The sequence below is a fragment of the Enterococcus sp. DIV1224 genome (assembly GCF_050555455.1).
Lineage (GTDB): Bacteria > Bacillota > Bacilli > Lactobacillales > Enterococcaceae > Enterococcus_B > Enterococcus_B lactis.
In genome coordinates, this window is record NZ_CP187859.1 from 2,134,067 (window position 1) to 2,152,875 (window position 18,809).

15 protein-coding genes are annotated in these 18,809 nt (G+C 39.0%); 2 read left to right on the forward strand and 13 right to left on the reverse strand.

The genetic code is table 11. The features are described from left to right. Positions 1 to 69 precede the first annotated feature (69 nt). From araA to IGK53_RS10450, 3 genes are read right to left on the reverse strand one after another with little or no spacing between them, the layout of a single operon-like run. Positions 70 to 1,533: an L-arabinose isomerase gene (araA, locus tag IGK53_RS10440; protein ID WP_430604728.1), complete on the reverse strand. Its 1,464-nt coding sequence runs from the start codon at positions 1,531 to 1,533 to the stop codon at positions 70 to 72. 15 nt (positions 1,534 to 1,548) lie between these two features. Further along, complete coding sequence (locus IGK53_RS10445; protein ID WP_002291461.1) at positions 1,549 to 2,247, reverse strand: L-ribulose-5-phosphate 4-epimerase; 699 nt, start codon at positions 2,245 to 2,247, stop codon at positions 1,549 to 1,551. After that, positions 2,204 to 3,865, reverse strand: a complete 1,662-nt coding sequence (locus tag IGK53_RS10450) for a xylulokinase (RefSeq protein WP_002291460.1) — start codon at positions 3,863 to 3,865, stop codon at positions 2,204 to 2,206. Before IGK53_RS10450 ends, IGK53_RS10445 begins: the two co-directional genes overlap by 44 nt. A 218-nt stretch (positions 3,866 to 4,083) precedes the next feature. Here IGK53_RS10450 and IGK53_RS10455 point away from each other — a divergent pair, with 218 nt between their 5' ends. Then, a complete protein-coding gene (locus tag IGK53_RS10455) occupies positions 4,084 to 5,484 on the forward strand; it encodes a sugar porter family MFS transporter (RefSeq protein WP_002291459.1) in 1,401 nt (466 codons plus the stop codon). A gap of 157 nt (positions 5,485 to 5,641) precedes the next feature. Here the strand turns inward: IGK53_RS10455 and IGK53_RS10460 are convergent, their stop codons facing one another. The 3 genes from IGK53_RS10460 to IGK53_RS10470 form a co-directional block, all read right to left on the reverse strand. Continuing rightward, complete coding sequence (locus tag IGK53_RS10460; RefSeq protein WP_002291458.1) at positions 5,642 to 6,721, reverse strand: GntR family transcriptional regulator; 1,080 nt, start codon at positions 6,719 to 6,721, stop codon at positions 5,642 to 5,644. Between the two features lie 117 nt (positions 6,722 to 6,838). After that, entirely contained in the window at positions 6,839 to 8,077 is a 1,239-nt protein-coding gene (locus tag IGK53_RS10465) for an oligosaccharide MFS transporter (RefSeq protein ID WP_002328937.1), read from the reverse strand. Between the two features lie 17 nt (positions 8,078 to 8,094). Beyond that, positions 8,095 to 9,096, reverse strand: coding sequence for a glycoside hydrolase family 43 protein (locus IGK53_RS10470; RefSeq protein WP_002291456.1), 1,002 nt, complete (start codon positions 9,094 to 9,096; stop codon positions 8,095 to 8,097). 201 nt (positions 9,097 to 9,297) lie between these two features. On the opposite strand from IGK53_RS10470, the gene IGK53_RS10475 reads away from it, so the two are divergent. Then, positions 9,298 to 10,188 carry an ArsR/SmtB family transcription factor gene (locus IGK53_RS10475; RefSeq protein WP_002291455.1) on the forward strand — a complete coding sequence of 297 codons (891 nt, stop codon included), beginning with the start codon at positions 9,298 to 9,300 and terminating at the stop codon, positions 10,186 to 10,188. Positions 10,189 to 10,262: 74 nt separating this feature from the next. Here IGK53_RS10475 and nadE read toward each other — a convergent pair whose 3' ends face one another. The 7 genes from nadE to IGK53_RS10510 form a co-directional block, all read right to left on the reverse strand. After that, positions 10,263 to 11,087 (reverse strand): ammonia-dependent NAD(+) synthetase, encoded by an 825-nt coding sequence (gene nadE, locus IGK53_RS10480; RefSeq protein WP_002291454.1) that lies wholly within the window; start codon positions 11,085 to 11,087, stop codon positions 10,263 to 10,265. Positions 11,088 to 11,098: 11 nt separating this feature from the next. Continuing rightward, positions 11,099 to 12,571 (reverse strand): nicotinate phosphoribosyltransferase, encoded by a 1,473-nt coding sequence (locus IGK53_RS10485; RefSeq protein WP_002291453.1) that lies wholly within the window; start codon positions 12,569 to 12,571, stop codon positions 11,099 to 11,101. A 428-nt stretch (positions 12,572 to 12,999) separates the two neighbouring features. Next, positions 13,000 to 14,028, reverse strand: coding sequence for a DUF916 and DUF3324 domain-containing protein (locus IGK53_RS10490; protein ID WP_430604730.1), 1,029 nt, complete (start codon positions 14,026 to 14,028; stop codon positions 13,000 to 13,002). A gap of 106 nt (positions 14,029 to 14,134) precedes the next feature. Then, positions 14,135 to 14,758, reverse strand: a complete 624-nt coding sequence (locus tag IGK53_RS10495) for a hypothetical protein (protein WP_002328935.1) — start codon at positions 14,756 to 14,758, stop codon at positions 14,135 to 14,137. Between the two features lie 23 nt (positions 14,759 to 14,781). Then, positions 14,782 to 15,354 (reverse strand): hypothetical protein, encoded by a 573-nt coding sequence (locus IGK53_RS10500; protein WP_002293635.1) that lies wholly within the window; start codon positions 15,352 to 15,354, stop codon positions 14,782 to 14,784. Next, entirely contained in the window at positions 15,344 to 15,640 is a 297-nt protein-coding gene (locus IGK53_RS10505) for a hypothetical protein (protein ID WP_002293634.1), read from the reverse strand. The genes IGK53_RS10500 and IGK53_RS10505 overlap by 11 nt, the downstream gene beginning before the upstream one ends. A 73-nt stretch (positions 15,641 to 15,713) precedes the next feature. Further along, positions 15,714 to 18,509 (reverse strand): hypothetical protein, encoded by a 2,796-nt coding sequence (locus tag IGK53_RS10510; RefSeq protein ID WP_047928256.1) that lies wholly within the window; start codon positions 18,507 to 18,509, stop codon positions 15,714 to 15,716. Between the last annotated feature and the right edge of the window lie 300 nt (positions 18,510 to 18,809).

Genomic DNA, 18,809 nt, shown 5'->3' on the forward strand with positions numbered 1-18,809 from the left:
AGTTAGCTGACATTGATGATAAGCCAAAATTTCAAAAATAGTTGAAAAGCAAATTTCGTCAATCTCTACTTATTTCTTAAAACTAAGTGGCTTTTTCACAACCTCTTTTTGTCTAATAACAACTGTTTCCAACTCAACTAATTTTGCCCATGTTTCAATTTGATCTGTTGTTAGATTTAGCGAGACAACGGTATGATGACCGCCACCTGCCTGAATCCATGAATGGACACCTTCATGGAAATTCGGTTTAGTTTTCCATAACACACGTGCAACAGGCAAATTAGGTGCTTCAGTCGTTGGTTCAAAGGCTTCTACTTCATTGATCAGCAGTTTATAATGCGTACCGAAATCTGCCATTGATACGACTACCCCTTCTCCTGCTTTCCCATCAAATACAAGACGCGCCGGATCTTCTCTATCTCCCATTGATAAAGGAGAAACAACGATTCTTGGTTTCGTCGCAGCAAGCGTCGGATCTACTTCCATCATATGGGATTCCAAGATTGCTTCTTGGCCACTAGCTAGCTCGTAAGTATAATCTTCCATGAATCCTGTATCTTTTCCTCGAGCCATGATTTTCAGCAACCGATCAATCGCTGCAGTTTTCCAGTCGCCTTCCCCAGCAAAACCGTATCCTTCTGCCATCAAACGTTGTACAGCTAGTCCAGGCAGTTGTTTCATTCCATAAAGGTCTTCAAAATTAGTCGTAAAAGCGTTATAGCCTCCTTCTTCTAAGAAACGGCGAATACCGATTTCCTGCTGAGCTTGTACTTTTACATGTTCTTCCCATGTCTTTTCTTCATAATCACCATAGTCGAAGGTATACAATTCCTTGTACTCTTCAAATAATTGTTCGACTTCTTCGTCTGACACGCGATCGATTACTTGTACAAGATCTCCGATACCAAAATAATCAACAGTCCAACCAAATTGAATCTGTGCTTCCACTTTGTCTCCTTCTGTGACACCCACGTTTCTCATGTTGTCACCAAAACGAGCCACTTTTATTCCAAAACTTTCATTATAGGCTACTGCAACATCCATCCAATCAGCAATCTCTTTTTGGATCTCAGGTCGTTTCCAGTAGCCAACGACGATTTTATTTTGTTTATTTAATCGAGCATTGATGAACCCATATTCGCGGTCGCCATGAGCGGATTGATTTAAATTCATGAAATCCATATCGATCGTTTTCCAAGGAATGCTTTCGTTATATTGCGTAGCTAAATGAAGCAATGGTTTTTGTAGAATCTTTGTCCCACGGATCCACATTTTTGCTGGTGAGAAAGTATGCATCCAAGTGATCACACCTGCTACTTCTTCTCGATAATTGACCTCTTTCATGATTTTTGTGATTGTATCAGCAGTAACTGCTAATTCTTGAAGGCGGATAGGATAAGGCAATTGGCCATTTTCATTCAGTTCATCGACCATTTCTTGTGCATGTTTCTTTACTTCTCGCAGTGCTTCTTCCCCATATAAATGCTGTGATCCTACAACAAACCAAAATTCTTTTTCTCCAATATTCAACATAATTAGCCACTCCTTTTATTTGTTTTGTCCGTAATACGCATTTTTTCCGTGTTTTCGTAAATAATGTTTATCTAAAATCCGTTGAGGCAGCTCTTCTGAAAATGAATTGAGCTGTCTGGTAAATAAATTCATCTTGCATACTTCATCTAGTACGACTGCGTTCATTACCGCACTTTGCGCATCTTTCCCCCAAGTAAATGGACCGTGTCCGTGTAAAAGTACCCCTGGAATTGCTAAGGGATCAATTTTGCGTTCTTTGAATGTTTCTATGATAACTTTTCCTGTTTCATATTCGTATCCGCTGTCGATTTCCTGTTGTGTCAAAAATCGAGCACAAGGTACCGATCCATAAAAAGTATCTGCATGCGTCGTCCCCATCGCAGGAACATCCAATCCTGCTTGTGCCCAGATCGTCGCCCATGTCGAGTGAGTATGGACGATTCCTCCGATTTGAGGAAATGAACGATATAAAACAGCATGAGTAGGCGTATCCGAAGAGGGATTGAGTTTGCCTTCAATGATATGATTGTCCAAGTCCACAACGACCATGTCGTCTGCTGTCATCTCTTCATAGCTGACCCCGCTAGGTTTGATAACGAAATATTGTGTATCAGGATCAAAAGCGCTCACATTTCCCCATGTATATTTGACAAGTCCGTGTTTAGGCAAGTCAAGATTTGCTTGATACACTTCTTCTTTCAGTTGTTCCAGCATTTTCTATCACTCCTTTTTCTTGCAATTGATGAATCGCTGTTTTTTCAATGTCGATCCCCTCACGGTAACGACTCATAAATATCTGATAGCCTGCTATTTCTTCTGCTGAAGGTGTGATGGTGATTCCTTGGTCTTGTCCAAACACGTCTTCTGCCAAGAAGTTTTCTAAAGATTTCCCATGTCGATCCATCATATAGGCTGCTAATAACGCGATCCCCCACGCTCCACCTTCTCCGGCTGTGTCCATCACTGTAACTGGCGCCTCCATAGCAGATGCTAGAATCCGCTGGCCAACTTCTGGTGTTTTAAAAATCCCCCCATGCCCCACTAAACGATCAATTTGGACATCCTCAGATTTCAATATATCCATTCCGATTCTCATTGCGCCAAAAGCACTGGCTAAATGGATCCGCATGAAATTCGCTAAATCAAAACGGCTACCTGGTGTACGTACAAATAATGGCCTTCCTTCATTTACTCCTGTAATGTTTTCACCGGAAAAATAACCATAAGAAAGTAATCCCCCGCAATCCGTATCGCCTTCTAGCGCTTTGTTGAATAATACCGTGAATAATTTATCTCTGCTTATCTCCATACCCAAAGAATTGGTAAATTCTTCAAAAATATTGACCCAAGCATTGATATCCGAAGAGCAGTTATTCGTATGAACCATACCTACTAGTTCTCCTGAAGGTGTAGTGACCATGTCGATTTCCGGATGGACATTTTCTAGTTCTTTTTCTAATACGATCATAGCGAAGGCGGAAGTACCAGCCGAAATGTTCCCTGTCCGTTTGGCTACACTGTTCGTAGCGACCATACCGGTTCCTGCATCTCCTTCTGGCGGACAAATCGGGATTCCTGGCTTCAGGTTTCCCGTAGGGTCGATCAGATAAGCCCCTGATTCGCTCAACTTGCCAGCTTCTTCTCCTGCTACTAGAACTTTAGGCAAAATGTGATCCAAATCAATCGCTATACGCTCTTTTTCGATTAATTGACCAAAAATATTTTTCATTTCTTGATGGTAGGTTTTCGTTGAAGGATCGATAGGAAACATGCCTGATGCATCTCCTACGCCTAGTACTTTCTCACCAGTAAGCTGCCAATGAACATACCCTGCAAGCGTTGTCAAAAAATCAATTTCTCTCACATGTTCTTCTTTATTCAAGATAGCTTGATACAAATGAGCGATACTCCATCTCTGCGGAATATTGTATTGAAATTTTTCCGTTAATATTCGTTCTGCTTCTTCAGTGATTGTATTTCGCCAAGTACGAAATGGTACTAGTAACTGTTCCTTGCTATCAAATGCTAGATAACCGTGCATCATTGCACTGAACCCAATCGACCCGATCGTTGTAAGATTCTCGCCATAGATTTCGAATACTTCTGCTGCCATTTTTCGGTAACTGACGCGCAGTCCTTTCCAAATATCTTCTAATGAATAGGTCCAGATACCATTTTCTAGTTTGTTTTCCCACTCATAACTACCAGCGGCAATAGGAGTAAAAGATGAATCAATCAATACAGCTTTGATCCTAGTTGATCCAAACTCAATTCCTAAAGATGTACGACCATCTATGACATCTAACATACTTTGCGCATTTACTTCCTTCATAATGATCTAACTCCCTCCTTCTCGTCAAACCTGATCAAACCGTCTTTTTTAGTAGCGCTTACAATGATTATTGTATACTTTTGTACGTACATGTCAAGTGGTTATTTTCAAGAATATAATAAAAAACACTTGTTTTGTACGTACATAAGTTATAGAATGAAATTGCTTACAAAATCTGATCAACCGCCTTCTCGAAATTCTAGAAGGAGAGAATACTTATGAAAAAAGAAAAAAAAGTTTCCTCATCGTTTATTTATTTTTTTGGCGCATTTGGCGGCATTCTATTTGGATATGATATTGGTGTTATGACCGGCGCTTTACCTTTTTTACAACATGATTGGGGTTTGGCAGGTAAGGCTTCTTTGATAGGATGGATCACGTCTTCGGTCATGTTAGGTGCGATCCTTGGTGGCTCTTTATCTGGTCTTCTTTCTGATAAGCTTGGACGACGAAAAATGATTCTTCTTTCTGCACTTATTTTTATGGCTGGTTCTGTCCTTTCTGCATCTGCCCCTCACAATGGTTCTTATTTTCTGATTGCAGCAAGGATTCTTCTAGGTTTAGCTGTTGGCGCTGCATCTGCCCTAGTTCCTGCTTATATGTCTGAAATGGCTCCTGCTAGACTAAGGGGAAGATTGTCAGGGATCAATCAAGTGATGATTGCTTCTGGCATGCTCCTTTCCTATGTTGCAGATTATTTGCTAAAAGGGTTACCTGAAACGATGGCTTGGCGCGTGATGTTAGGACTCGCTGCTGTCCCTGCACTGATTTTATTTTTCGGCGTTTTAGCTCTACCAGAGTCACCGCGTTTTCTTGTGCAATCTGGTCGCTTGGAAGAGGCAAAAAGAGTATTGAACTATATTCGGACACCAAACGAAGCTGAACAGGAATTTGAACAAATCCAGCTGAATGTCAAACAAGAAAAGACAACCGTAACTTCTTGGCATACTTTATTTTTAGAAAAGTATCGTTCGTTAGTTATTGCCGGTATTGGTGTAGCAGTATTCCAGCAATTTCAAGGAGCTAATGCTATTTTTTACTATATTCCACTGATCGTAGAAAAAGCGACTGGGCATGCAGCGAGCGATGCATTGATGTGGCCGATCATCCAAGGAATCATTTTAGTTGCTGGTTCTTTGCTCTTTTTGGTTATTGCAGACAAGTTCAATCGGCGAACTTTATTGAAAATAGGCGGTAGCGTGATGGGACTTTCTTTCATCCTACCAGCTGTTTTAGGAACTGTACTGGATGCTCATACAAATTCGTTGTTGATTCTCTTGTTTTTATGTATTTATGTCGCATTTTATTCTTGCACATGGGCTCCACTGACATGGGTAATCGTAGGCGAAATATTCCCACTAGCTGTCCGCGGGCGAGCATCTGGCCTGGCCTCTTCTTTCAATTGGATTGGTTCTTTCCTAGTCGGCTTGCTTTTTCCTGTGATGACTGCTTCTATGTCTCAAGAAATCGTTTTCGGTATTTTTGGGATCATCTGCTTTTTAGGGGTTTTATTTATTCAAGAGATCGTACCAGAGACTCGTGGGAAATCTTTAGAGGAAATCGAACAAAGTGCATCTAAAAAAACTTATCCTAAACGTATTTCTATCCATCATTCTTAAAGAGGTTGTGACAGAAGTAGGCAACTTCAAGAAACAAGAGGAGCCGCTTAGTTCCGAGTCACAAGGAACAAGTTCAAAACACAGTTTCTCATGTTTGATGATTTTTGCCACAGTCTCAAATTGATATAAAAAATAAGAGGCGGTAAAAACCCGTCTCTTATTTTTCGTTTTCTTTTACTGTTTCCCGTTCAACTAGTACAGGCTCATAAAGAATATTCGGCTGTGCCTGTCCTTTTTCAATCGTTGTGACGATCCACCGTGCGGCATCTTGTCCCAACTTTTCTTTTGGATGCGTCAATGTTGTCAATTTTTTATTTCCTAAATGGCTTAAAGAAGAATCGTCTGTTCCTACGATCGATAGGTCATCTGGAATTTGATAGCCATTTTCTGTCAGCTTATCTAGCAATAAACTAGCTATTTGATCGTTATAGCAAATGATGCCATCTAAAGCTTGTTCTTCTTTCAACCGTTGTACTGTTTTTTCAGCAATCGTTTCTCGTGTTTCCGTGGTGAAAGTAATGATATCTTCTGTCAAAAATCGCACATTATACTGTTCACACGCGCTGATAAAACCTTTCATCCTGTATTTTCCTTGAAGATCGTCGATTTTTGTAATGAACAACAGACGCTGATGTCCTTTTTTTATCAAATATTCTGCTGCCATAAAACCGACTTTCACATCATCTAAACAAATATAAGAGGCATTTAACTCTTCATAAGCAGCATTGATCATCACCATCGGAATACCTTGTTCTCTTAAAGCAACATAAAGTGCTAAGTTTGGATTATACTGATTACTTTTCGTAGGCTCAACGATCAAACCATCTACCCCATAAGCAATCATTTTCTTCAAACACTCTTTCTCCAATTCGTGATCGTTATTCGTACTGGCTAAAAGCAATGAATACCCAGATTTTCGTAATTCATTTTCGATTCCTCGGATAATCGACGGAAAAATATAATCAGAGAGATATGTGGTGATGACACCGATCGTTTTTGTTCTGTTCAATGGTGCTTTTTCTGTCTTATAGCTGTCATCTACATATGTGCCCGATCCTTTTTCTTTACGCAGATAGCCCTCATTTACCAACACAGCGATTGCTTGCCGAATCGTATGTCTGCTGACGTCATATATTTCTTGCAGCTTGAATTCTGAGGGAATGGTTGTATTTACTTCGTATTCCTCATGAAGGATCTTTTGTTTTATCTCTTCTGCAATATCTTGATATTTTGCCATTTACCTTGCCCCTTTTTATTTGTACGTACATATGTATCCATTATACACAAGAAAGAGACAACTTGGAAATATCCAGTTGTCTCTTTCTAATTATTTCTTTCTCCTGTTTTTAGGAAACTATATTCCTTTTTCTAAACCAACTGGTGTTATTCTTTTATCTGGATTCTTTAGTCCAATCGCACCAACAACCGTCACTACGAGCACCAATACTGCTAGAAAAATATATGTTTCTTTAAATCCTATGCTATCATACATTTTTCCAGCAATAGTAGAGAATGCAAAAACTGAGATTTGCTTGGAAAAATTAAACCCTAGAAGATAAACAGTTGCTGACAATCGCCAATCGAATGCGCCAGAAATATATTTCATAACGGAAACAAGAAGCAGTGGCATTTCTACGGCTGCAATCAATCGGGCACCTGACAATACGATCCAGTTGGGAGCCAATGCACTAAGCATCACTCTTATAAAAATCAAACAGCCAAACAGGATCATCCCTTTTTTCGCACCGATTTTATTGATAAGGCTCGGCATTGGGATCATGATCATCGCCTCCAATGCTACTTGGATTGAAAGCAATCGACTGTAGATGATTGTTCCCTGAGATACCTCATGGAAAAAAGTCCGATAGTAGATAGCAAATTGCTGATCTACTACATCATAGATAGCGGCTGTCCCAACAAAGAATAGACACAAGAGCCAAAAGTTTTTATTTTTAAACAAAGTGAAAATCTCTTTTCTGGTCACTTCATTTTTTTCCTCTACTGGTACTTCACTGCTTTTAAGATTTACTTTATCTCCAAAAATCACTAATCCAGTTAAGATTGTCGCCATAAATGAGCAAAGCCAAAAAATAGAATTAGGATTTTGCGTAAAGATAATTCCGCCTACGAATGCCGCAACAGCGCCAGCAATCGAACCGCCTAAACGCGAATGTCCGTATTCGAATTTATTCACTAAACTTGCCCGTTCAACGTAAGTCTCAACTACTCCTACGCCACCATTTAAAACAAAAGCTAGATAAATACTGCCGATGATCGCTCCAAAAAAAGTATTGATTGATAAAAGAGGAATAAAGAGCCATTGGAAAAATGGGCCAATGAACATTCCAGCTATCGTGATAGTTATCAATAGATTCTTTTTGAATGCTAATTTATCCGACAATATCCCAAATATCGGCTGGTAAAACAAAGAAACGAATGCCATGAACGAAAAGATGATACCTGCTTGCGTTCCGTCAAGATCTGCTACTTGCTGCAGCCATAACGACAAAAATCCGAAAACTGTTGCCCAGATAAAGAAATACGTAAAATGGGTTCCCGCAAAGCTCCAAAAATGATTCGATTCGTTTTTCATGATTCTCCCTCTTTCTCTTAGTCATTCAAATATGGAAGCGGCTTGCCAAAAATTGGGAAACCATCGTTACCCCAACCAAAAGCTTGTACTTTTGTGTGTCTGTTCGGGTCGTATAGCGGATCACCTTTGATTTCCGTATAGTCCCGACAGTGATAAACCAGGATATCTGTTTCTCCATCTTCTGCAATAGTAAAAGAATTATGTCCAGGTCCGTATTGTTGTGTAGAAAGGTCGCTCTGGAAAACAGGTTCTGTCACCTTTGTCCAATTTTCTCTTTTCAATAAGTCAGATTCCAAATCAGCATAAATCATTCCCATACAATAATTTTCGTCGGTAGCGCTTGCAGAATAAGTGATGAAAATTTTTCCATTCCGCATCAATACTGCAGGCCCCTCATTCACTTTAAAGCCCTTACATTCCCACGCAAATTCTGGTTTTGTCAGCATAACTGGTTCTGTTTTCAATGTCCACGGATTAGTCATTTCTGCTATATATAAATTAGAATTTCCTTCAATAGCATTGTCTTTTTGTGCCCAAACATAATATAAATGATTATTATGTTCAAACACTGTGGCATCTAAACAAAAAGTATCTAAGTGCGACACCACTTGACCCTTTTCGTGCCAATTTTCGTCTACCATCGGATCTTGCGCTTCACACTCTAAACAATACATTCGATGAGTGAACAATCCATCAATAATCTCTTCTGTATGCGTTGCAGCAAAATAGATATACCATTTTCCAGCAATATAATGGATCTCTGGAGCCCAGATTAGTTTGCTCATCTCGCCCGTCTCATGTTTTCGCCAGATTGTACGGGGTGTTGCATAAGCTAGACCAGCAATCGTTCTTGAACGGCGTAATTCAATACGATCGTATGAAGGTACAGAAGCAATGAAATAATAATATCCGTCCTCATGTTTATAGATAAATGGATCTGCCCTTTGAATAATCAGCGGTTTTCGATAATTCTCATTCATCTCTTTGATTTTTACTTCTTCTTGTACTTCAACTGTCATTGTGTCTCCTCCTTAATTAATTTATAAATGAATGTTAACTCTTTGAGAAATCGTTGTCAATAATATTTTTGTTAATTAAAAAATAAAAATTAGATATAATTAATATAAAAGTTAATAATAAAAGCTTTAATTTATAAAACGATTGACTATATTAATGTTAGTGTTAATATATAGTTAACAGAAAAATAAGCGAGGAAAATTATGCAACTACAAATAAACGAGGAATCCTTACCGGTATATGAAGCATTAGCTAGCAAGACAAGAATCAGGATCATTCAGCTGCTTTCCAAAAAGAAGATGAATGTCAAAGATTTGGCAAAAGAACTTGGAGTAAGCAGCGCGATCACGACGATGCACGTGAAAAAGTTAGAAGAAGCGAACATCATCAAAACAGAGAAAATAGGACAACAAAAAATTTCGAGCCTTCGTGTCGATAAAATAGATATCAGTTTCCCAGAAAAAATATTCAATGCTTTTGACACGAAAGAAACATCGATACCTATTGGTCACTATACGAATTATGCAATTGAACCGACATGTGGTTTAGCGACGATCCATGACTTTATTGGAAAAGTGGATGAACCACGCTATTTTGTGGATCCTCGAAGGATGGATGCTCGTATCCTCTGGTTTACCAGCGGGTTTGTCGAGTATCAGTCACCTAATTTTTTGAATGCAGAGGATACATTAGAAATGTTGGAAGTTTCTGTGGAAATTTCTTCTGAATTTCCTTTTTCAAATGACAATTGGCCTTCCGATATCACTTTCAGCCTAAATGGCGTAGAGCTAGGAACATGGACGAGCCCTGGAGATTTTGCTGATATCCGCGGGAAATATACGCCTGATTGGTATCCAGATAATCTTAATCAATACGGCTTGCTGAAGACGATCCGAATCACCAAACATTTGACAAATATGAATGGGGAACCTTTGTCAAACATCACGATCAACGACATTCCTAAAGATCAAGACACTTGGCATTTGCGAATTGAAGTAAAAGAAGATGCCGAACATGTAGGTGGCTGTACTTTATTTGGTAAAGGATTCGGTAATTACGACCAGGATATCAAATTAAAAGTTTACTACAGCTGATAGTTTTCTTTTCTATTTTATAAAGAAAAAACAGCCAATCCCTATGAAGGGACGGCTGTTTTTTTATTTTATTGTTATTTCCAAAAATCATCCAAAACAGAAATTGGCAAATGACGTTTATGCTGCGTCTTGTTCCACCACGCTTCGATTTTTTCTTGTGCTTGAGCGGGAACTTCTTTTCCTTCTAGATAATCATCGATTTCGTTATACGTAACACCTAGTGCGACTTCATCCGCAATCATTGGTTTTCCATCTTCAAGATCTGCAGTCGGAATTTTTGTGTATAGCTTTTCCGGTGCATTCAATGCTTGAAGCAATTGTTTCCCTTGCCGTTTGTTCAAACGGAACAATGGTAAGATATCGGCTCCTCCATCACCAAATTTCGTGAAAAAACCAGTGATGTTTTCTGCAGCATGATCTGTCCCTAATACAGCTCCTGCTCTTTCTCCGGCTACGGCATATTGTGTAATCATTCGTTGTCGTGCTTTGATATTACCTTTGTTAAAATCGCTGATTACCACACCTGCTTCACTTAATACTTGTACTTGTGCATCAACAGCAGGTTTGATATTTACTCGCAGACTGACATCAGGCTGGATAAAGTCAAGGGCAGCTTTTGCATCTTCTTCATCTGCTTGTTCACCATAAGGAAGACGAACAGCGATAAATTGATAGCTTTCATCTTTCGTTTCTTCACGCATTTCTTCCATCGTTAGTTGCGCCAAACGACCGGCTAAAGTAGAATCTTGACCTCCGCTAATACCTAATACGAAGGTTTTAAGAAACGGATATTTTTTCAAATAAGCTTTCATAAAATCAATACTTTTACGAATTTCTTCTGTTGGATCAATTGTTGGTTTGACACCTAATTCATGGATGATTTCTGTTTGCAGGCTCATTTATTCTCCTCCTATGCTTCTGTATGAAGTTCTGCTACGCTTTTTTTCATTCGTTCCATCGTAGCCATTTTATGGTTCCAGCATTCAGTAGATAGATCGACCGGATATTTTTGCGGATTCAAGTCTCGTTTGTACTCTTCCCATAGTGAATCTAGATTTTCTTTTGTATATTCTTTGATTTCGTTTAGCACGGGTAGTTCGTATACTCTTTTTCCTTCGATAAAGATATCTTGTAAAACGGGACGAGCGGTAAAATCCCGAACAGTTTTATTGATAAACGTATGCACTGGATGAAACATAAAGATAGCTTCTTCTTCTCGAGGATCTTCATCCCATAATGTGACATAATCTCCTTCAGATTTCCCATCAGAGTTTCGAGTAATACGCCATACTTGTTTTTTTCCTGGAGTTGTCACTTTTTCCGCATTGCTTGATAACTTGATCGTATCCACCATATTTCCTTCGCTATCTTCAATTGATACTAGTTTGAATACTGCACCAAGGGCTGGCTGATCATAAGCAGTGATCAGTTTTGTTCCGACACCCCATACATCAATTTTAGCTTTTTGCATCTTTAAATTCAAAATCGTTGCTTCATCTAAGTCATTTGAAGCATAGATTTTTGCTTCCGTAAATCCAGCTGCATCTAATTGTTCCCGAACACGCTTAGATATATAGGCCATATCTCCACTGTCGATACGTACGCCTTGGAAGTTGATTTTATCACCTAATTCTTTTGCTACGCGGATTGCACTTGGCACACCTGATTTCAACGTATCATAAGTATCGACTAAGAACACACAGTCTTTATGGGTTTTAGCGTACGCCATAAATGCTTCATAATCATTTCCATAAGATTGGACTAACGAATGCGCATGAGTCCCGCTAGCTGGTATCCCAAATATCTTTCCAGCACGTACATTGCTTGTAGCATCTGCTCCGCCGATATATGCCGCTCTAGTTCCCCAGACTGCCGCATCCAATTCTTGTGCTCGTCTAGTCCCAAATTCCAAGAGCGGATCTTCTCCGATCACAGATTTGATGCGAGCTGCTTTTGTCGCGATCAACGTTTGGAAATTGACCATATTCAACAGTGCTGTTTCTACTAATTGACAATGTGCCAAAGGACCTTCCACTTGGATCAATGGTTCATTTGCAAAAACTAATTCACCTTCACGAGCAGAACGAACCGTTGCTTTAAATTCAAAATTTTGTAAATACTCCAAAAACCCTTCAGGATAGACTTCTAAGCCACGTAAGTAAGCAATATCAGAATCACTAAACGTCAGATTCTCTAAATAATTGACTAACCGTTCCAATCCTGCAAAAACCGCGTACCCGTGGTTAAAAGGCATTTCTCGAAAATAACATTCAAAAACAGCATGTAAATCAGCTCGACCTAATTCCCAGTATGTCTGCATCATATTGATTTGATATAGATCCGTATGCAGCGTCAAACTGTCGTCTGGGTAAGTATTATTCATCTTGTATTACTCCTCTTGGCAAGTTTTCATTTCCTACCTATTATAACAAAAAAAATTGATAGGAAAAGAAATCTTCATTATTTTCTGAAAAAGAGGTTGTGAAAAAGCCGCTTAGTTTCGAGTATTAAGAAAAATTTTGTGAAAATGGCTTTCCACATTTTGCATAAATTGGACTTAATACCGAGAAACTGGCTTTTGAACACCGTTTAAGAAAGAGGTTGTGAAATCAGCGTTTTGACCTGAGTATTAGAGAAACAAACGGAAAAATAGTTCCTCATATTTTGCCGTTTGTTGAGCTAATACCGAAGGACAGCTGATTGAACACCGTTTATCCGGAAAAAAGGGCTGCAACAAGACTTTTGTCACAGCACCTACTCTTATCTTTACTACTTCTTATAAACCAGATTTCACTTAATATTCGATATGAATCACCTTCTGCGGAATTTCTTTCCTCTGCGATATACATAGAAACCACCGACTAAAAGAACTGCTGCTAGGGCCCCGATAATGATATACAACAAAGAATTTGTATTATTTTCTACAGTAAAAACCTCATGATTGACTGAGTTTGCTTGTTCTTTCGTAATCGTAAAGTCTTTTGTCAGCAACCACTTTTGCCCTGTCTCATCTTGTGCTTCGACTAAAAGTTGATAATCCCCCGATTCTAAAGGTTTCGTATTTCCAGCTTCCCCATGATAAATAGGCATAGCAAAAACTGATTCAGGAGCAATACCACCATTTTCGATTTTTCGTGTCATTATCGGTTCTTCCCGTCCTTTTGAATGAACAGTTGCTTCAACGGTCACTCCCTTGATATTGATTGGTTGAGGATTTTCTAGCACAGCAACCACACCAGCATTGTTGGTGATCACTTCGGAACGTACCTCATTCAACTTCAGATCCGGCACAACTTCCTTGTCATTTGCGCTCATCATCAACCCAACCACATAAGCGTATTCGCTAAAAAAAGGCTGATTACTTTCTTCTTTTTCAGCTGAAAAATCTTTTTTCACTTGGATCCCGCCTAATAAGATTCCATCAAAGGAAGTATCAGGTGCTTGTACTTCTAAAGTAACGACTCCTGGTTTATTCCCTGGGATCACTGCTTCTTTTGGATAATCGACCAATGCGCAGATGGGTTGCTGAACGATTGACTCCTCTGGTAATTCATTTTGTCCGTAGTCAATCACTATGTTTCCGTTTGTCTGAGCTGTATTGACATTGATAAAATACGTTTGCTCCTGATCAGAAAAATTATTGATCTGGATCTGTAGTGTCTGTTTTGTTCCAGGTTCTACTCGTAAATCAAAGAATGAACGTCCTTCTCGCTGATTGTCCGGTAAAATAGGATGGACGCTATAGTCTGCTCCATGATTTTCATCAGCAAAAACGACGATTCCAGGAAAAACTAGCGGTATTAACAAAGTTATCAAAACCAATACTAAATGTCGTCTCACTTTTCATCCCTCCATTTTATGTAAAAAGGATGGAGTTAGCTTATCCGCTCCATCCTTTTGCGGTTGTTTTCAAGTAAAACAAATTATTTTACTTGAAATACTGCTGTTAGATCGAATCCACTGCTGTGTAAGTAACTGTCCCAGTATACTCTCCAACCGGTGTATTCGCTTTGATTGTTAGTGTTGGCGCTTCTGATGTGAGTTCATTTATATGATCAAAAGTACCGGAAACATAAGATATCGGAAGAGTTGTTGCAGATTCTAATATATTTTCTCCATTGATCGTAAGAGCAGAAGCAATATCATCTGTTAAGTTTGTTGCACTGACTGTCAATACCCAGTCTCCCGCAACTACAGCATTCTCCCAAGCTGCTGCCAGCTCTGTTGTATCTTCAACACCAGTGTATTCGCTAATCAATTCTAAAGCTTCTGTTTTGCTGGCTTCTAGCGGACGAAAATCGGAAGCTTGCAATGCGCCATCAAAAGTACCATTGACAGTTGTGTTTGCGCTGATTTGCGCAACCGTATGTTCACCAAAATCGATATCAGGAACAGAATCTAGTGTAAAAATCCCTGGATAAGTTGGAAGTCCATCCTCTACTAAAAAGTCAGTAATCTCCACTCTGGTCGTTCCATCCATTGGTTCATCAAATTCTGCTGCCATGACTGTTGGTGCAAAACATGTAAATAACATCGCACTTGTACTTAAAACCCCTGCTAATTTTTTCATTTTTTGTCCTCCTTTTTTTCTCATCAAAATTCTGCATTCACAAATCGCCAATAATGTTTCGAGTAGTAATGACCACTAGATGTCCCCTCAGGAAAAGAGAGTGTTGACTGCTCGCCAGGAATCGTATATGTAACGATTCCACGTTCTTTGTTTCCTGTTGACTGGATGATCGTACGATACTCTTTTCCTGCATCTTGGTGATCATATTCGAAAGCTTCCAATCCTTCGACTGCTTCTTCGTTCTTTCCGCTGAACATTCCTCTGCCTAATTGATAATCGGCAGTCAAAAGATGGCCATCTTTTTTACAACGGAAGTCTTCTGTTTTCAGTTGTAGTTGCCATTTTGTGCTCTCTTTTCGAGAATCAAGAAAGGTAATCGATAAATCGTTGCTCTCTCGATGGATTTGATTGTGTTCATCTGTATAGCGCGATACGAACAGTAAATCATCAATGTATAGCATCCGTGGAAATTGTTCATTCAAAGGAACGATTTTCAGAGAAGTCGTGCCCTCGGTCTGTCCGTGAACAGCAGAAGAACAGCTAAACATTCCTATGAATAATGCACTCCATAACGCTAGCGAAAATCTATTTTTCATGTTTTTCGCCTCCACGTATTTGATGACGATAGACTAAAATAACGCCGATAATCAACAGCGTCCCAACAAATGAAATCAATCCTGCCTTTGCTTCATTTGCCTCTGGAAAACTGCTTTTCTGTTTTTCTTCTCCCTTTTCAGTCTGCTTTCCTATCTCCCGTTCATTGATTTCTATGACTGCATGCGTTTCACCAGCTTGGGTAGCAGCATTCACCACTGGCATCGATAACGAGAACAGGAGTAGAAGAAGAACAGAAATCATCCAGTATCGGGTTTTTGATTTCATTGTTTTCTCCTTTCCACTTTTTTTCTAGTATCTAGCCAGCCATACGATCCCCCCTTTCAAAGCTAGCTTCTTGCTATAACACATCTTCAATTTTCCACGTGATCGTTCCAGAATATACGCCTAACGCCTCTTGATTGTTTAGCCGCAGCAATAGCCCTTCTTCCTCCGAAAATTCATACTTTTTGTCAATCTCAAGCGTTAAAGCAGAAAGTGCGATTTCTCCCCATTCATTTTTGAACACAAGATACTCTTCACTAATCGCATGTTGCATATCCACATGATTTAGTTCTTCAGCGGATACGGTCACTCTATATGAATCCGATGTATTCAACGTGTTTCTAGTAACAACACGCATCCCTTCTTCACGAGCTTGTGCTTGTCTGTTCATTGGCAATTGTGATCGAGCATACTTCCAGCTGTATTCTTCTGTCACGAATTCAAATCCGATAAATCCTTCAACAGTGAAGGTTCCATTTAGCTCTAGATAAGTGATCTCATCATTGATAGGTCGATTATCAGTAAGGGTGAGCTTGATTGTATTTTCTCCTAGTTCGAAAACACCTTCTGAATCTTTTAGATCGATTTTGAACCCTCGTGATTGATGCATTTTGAATTCTTCTTCTGCATCTGTGATTATCTGATTTTCAATCAATAACTCATCATTGATCCATACGCTGTAATACAAACGATCTAAGTCTGGATCAAGATAATCAAATGTAAAATGGAACGGATCTTGAAAATCAATAAATGTATTTTTTTCGCCAAACGTTTCATTTGCCGTTCGTAAGTTGTCAATTTCTGGTGGGTGGTTAGGTTCACGCTGGATCTCGTATTCAACTGCATGTTCGACTTGAGCATGATAATACTCACCGGTTGTAGTGCCTGTTCTCCCAATAAACTCTACCCGCTCATAGACGTTATGATATTCAAGCCCTTGAAACTCTGATTTTACTTTTGTTTTGTAATGCAACGTCACTTCTGTTCCTATAGGAATCTCGATAGCTTCCTCTGGATAAAAGCGCTGGGTGGATGAATCATAAAAAGCATTTACATCTATTCTTGTAGCATTTTCACCGTTACTATCTAGTTCTTGATACGTAAAATATGGTTGATAGCCATCTTCTGATAAGATTAATTCAGTAAACTCAAAAGGATTGGATTTGCTTTCTTCTTCATCAGAAGTCAAGATAGTGATGCCATTATCTTCACTAGGATTAAGGAAGATACTACCATCGCCTTCTTCGTTGTAAAATGTAACTGCGTGTTCCAATTCTGTATTGATAGGGATTTTTTTGCCATTCACATTCACCGTCACGCCTTGCTCTTGCGTTGTAATTTCATGCACCAATTCCCCTTGGACCTCAAATCGTGGATTGGTTAAAAAGATTGCTGCATCTGCACGAGGACTAAGAAGAGAAAATTCAGCAGTCGCAGTGAATCCCCAGTATAGTTTCTTCGATGGAAGATTGGTAAAATAGTCATTGATATTGATGGTGCCTTCTGTTATGCCATATCCTCCTGTTTGGCGCAGATCCTCCATTGTAAAGGTAAGCATCCCTGCTGGGGTAATGTTGATATCCAATTTCCACCAGCTGTTAGTCGAAAATTCACTGTTTATGCCAAAGTCTTTTTTAAAAGATTTAGTAATCGGACTACCTGAAGGCGCTGCTGCAATATGGGCACCAGAGAATTCTCGATCTCCTAATGCATTGATATTTAGAAGAGGGCCAGTAGAAATTTTATTATCGAATTCAAGAATCATTCCATTCGCTATATACTTATCAATAGGAGCTATACCTGTCAAAAGGTCTGGGTGATAATACGCTCCTAATGACTTAGGTGAATGCCCTGCTGTAGGATCATACATATTGTAGATACCCCGTCTGCTGAAAAACAAATTAGTAGGATTCCCATCATGAAGAAAGAACGTGATTCCCTCTGTATCTTCATCAAAATAGAGATAACTTGTAAATCCGATATCCGTAGACATGTTCGTAAAATCAATCCTATTAGAACTTGTTGAAACCATATGCCCTCTGTTATATAGCAATGAACTCAAATTTGAAGGCGTCATATAACTTAATCGGTAGTCTTGATCTAATGTTGCGACATTAGGTGCAAGTGTGAAAATATGACTTGGTCTTGCAAACAAGTGATTTAAAGGAATAGCATCTGCAAAAGCACCATTCAAATTGGGATCTAATATACTGGGAGCGGCATAGTTTTCAACTTCTTCCGCTTCTGTTTGAGCTTCTTCCACTGGTTCTTCTCTTGATGCTTCTGGCTTATCAGAAATCTCAGTAGGCTCCCCATTTATTTCAGGTACGGCAGTATTTTCCGATAAATCGACTGCGACTACGTACTCTGTCTGGTCACCGATGAATATCTCTTCTAATTCATCTCCTGTTTGTTTCATTAGTCTTGGCGTAATTTTTAGATGGTATTGATTGTATTCTTCTACTATGAGGGTTTTAAAAACGTTTTCAATTCTCTCATTCTCTGAAGAAAAATCACCTGCGTAGTACCATTCCTCATCAACTGGTCCTACTTTTCCAAAGGTTCGTTCGATTTCCTGAATGCTTTCTCTCAGTAATAATCCTTCGTGTTCAACTATTTCCAGCTTAAATTGCATTTGATATTCAGCTTCATCTTTTGCATGCTTCTCATATGTCATACTCCATTGTATCTGCTTCAGTTCCTCATCCATTTCGTAATCGATCACAATATTCGCATGTTCATCAGCTACTACTTTTTCAGACTCAGTCTTGGCAAAAGCGATTTGCGACAGTCCCGTAAGTTGCGATAAAAATAGGACAGCAACCATAAAAACTACACTGCCATAATGTGAGACAGTTTTCGTTTTTTTCATTTCCTCTCTTCCCCTTCTTGAATATTAGTGAGATTTTTTCAAAAAGCTCCGATATAGTCGTTCTCATCTTTTATCCGACAACTAAAATTTAACTTAATTAAAATAAGATTGCAGATAGATTAAAAAGAGGTTGTTAAAAAATATAATAACAAAAAAATACCGTAAACAGCCATTAAATCCATAATAAAAGGTAGCAACCAACTTAATAAAAAACATTAACTCATAAAAAATGGAAGTGTTTTCTCAAATAAATTGTATTTATCGATCAAATTTGAGACAATAAAATGGGAATAAAACCAA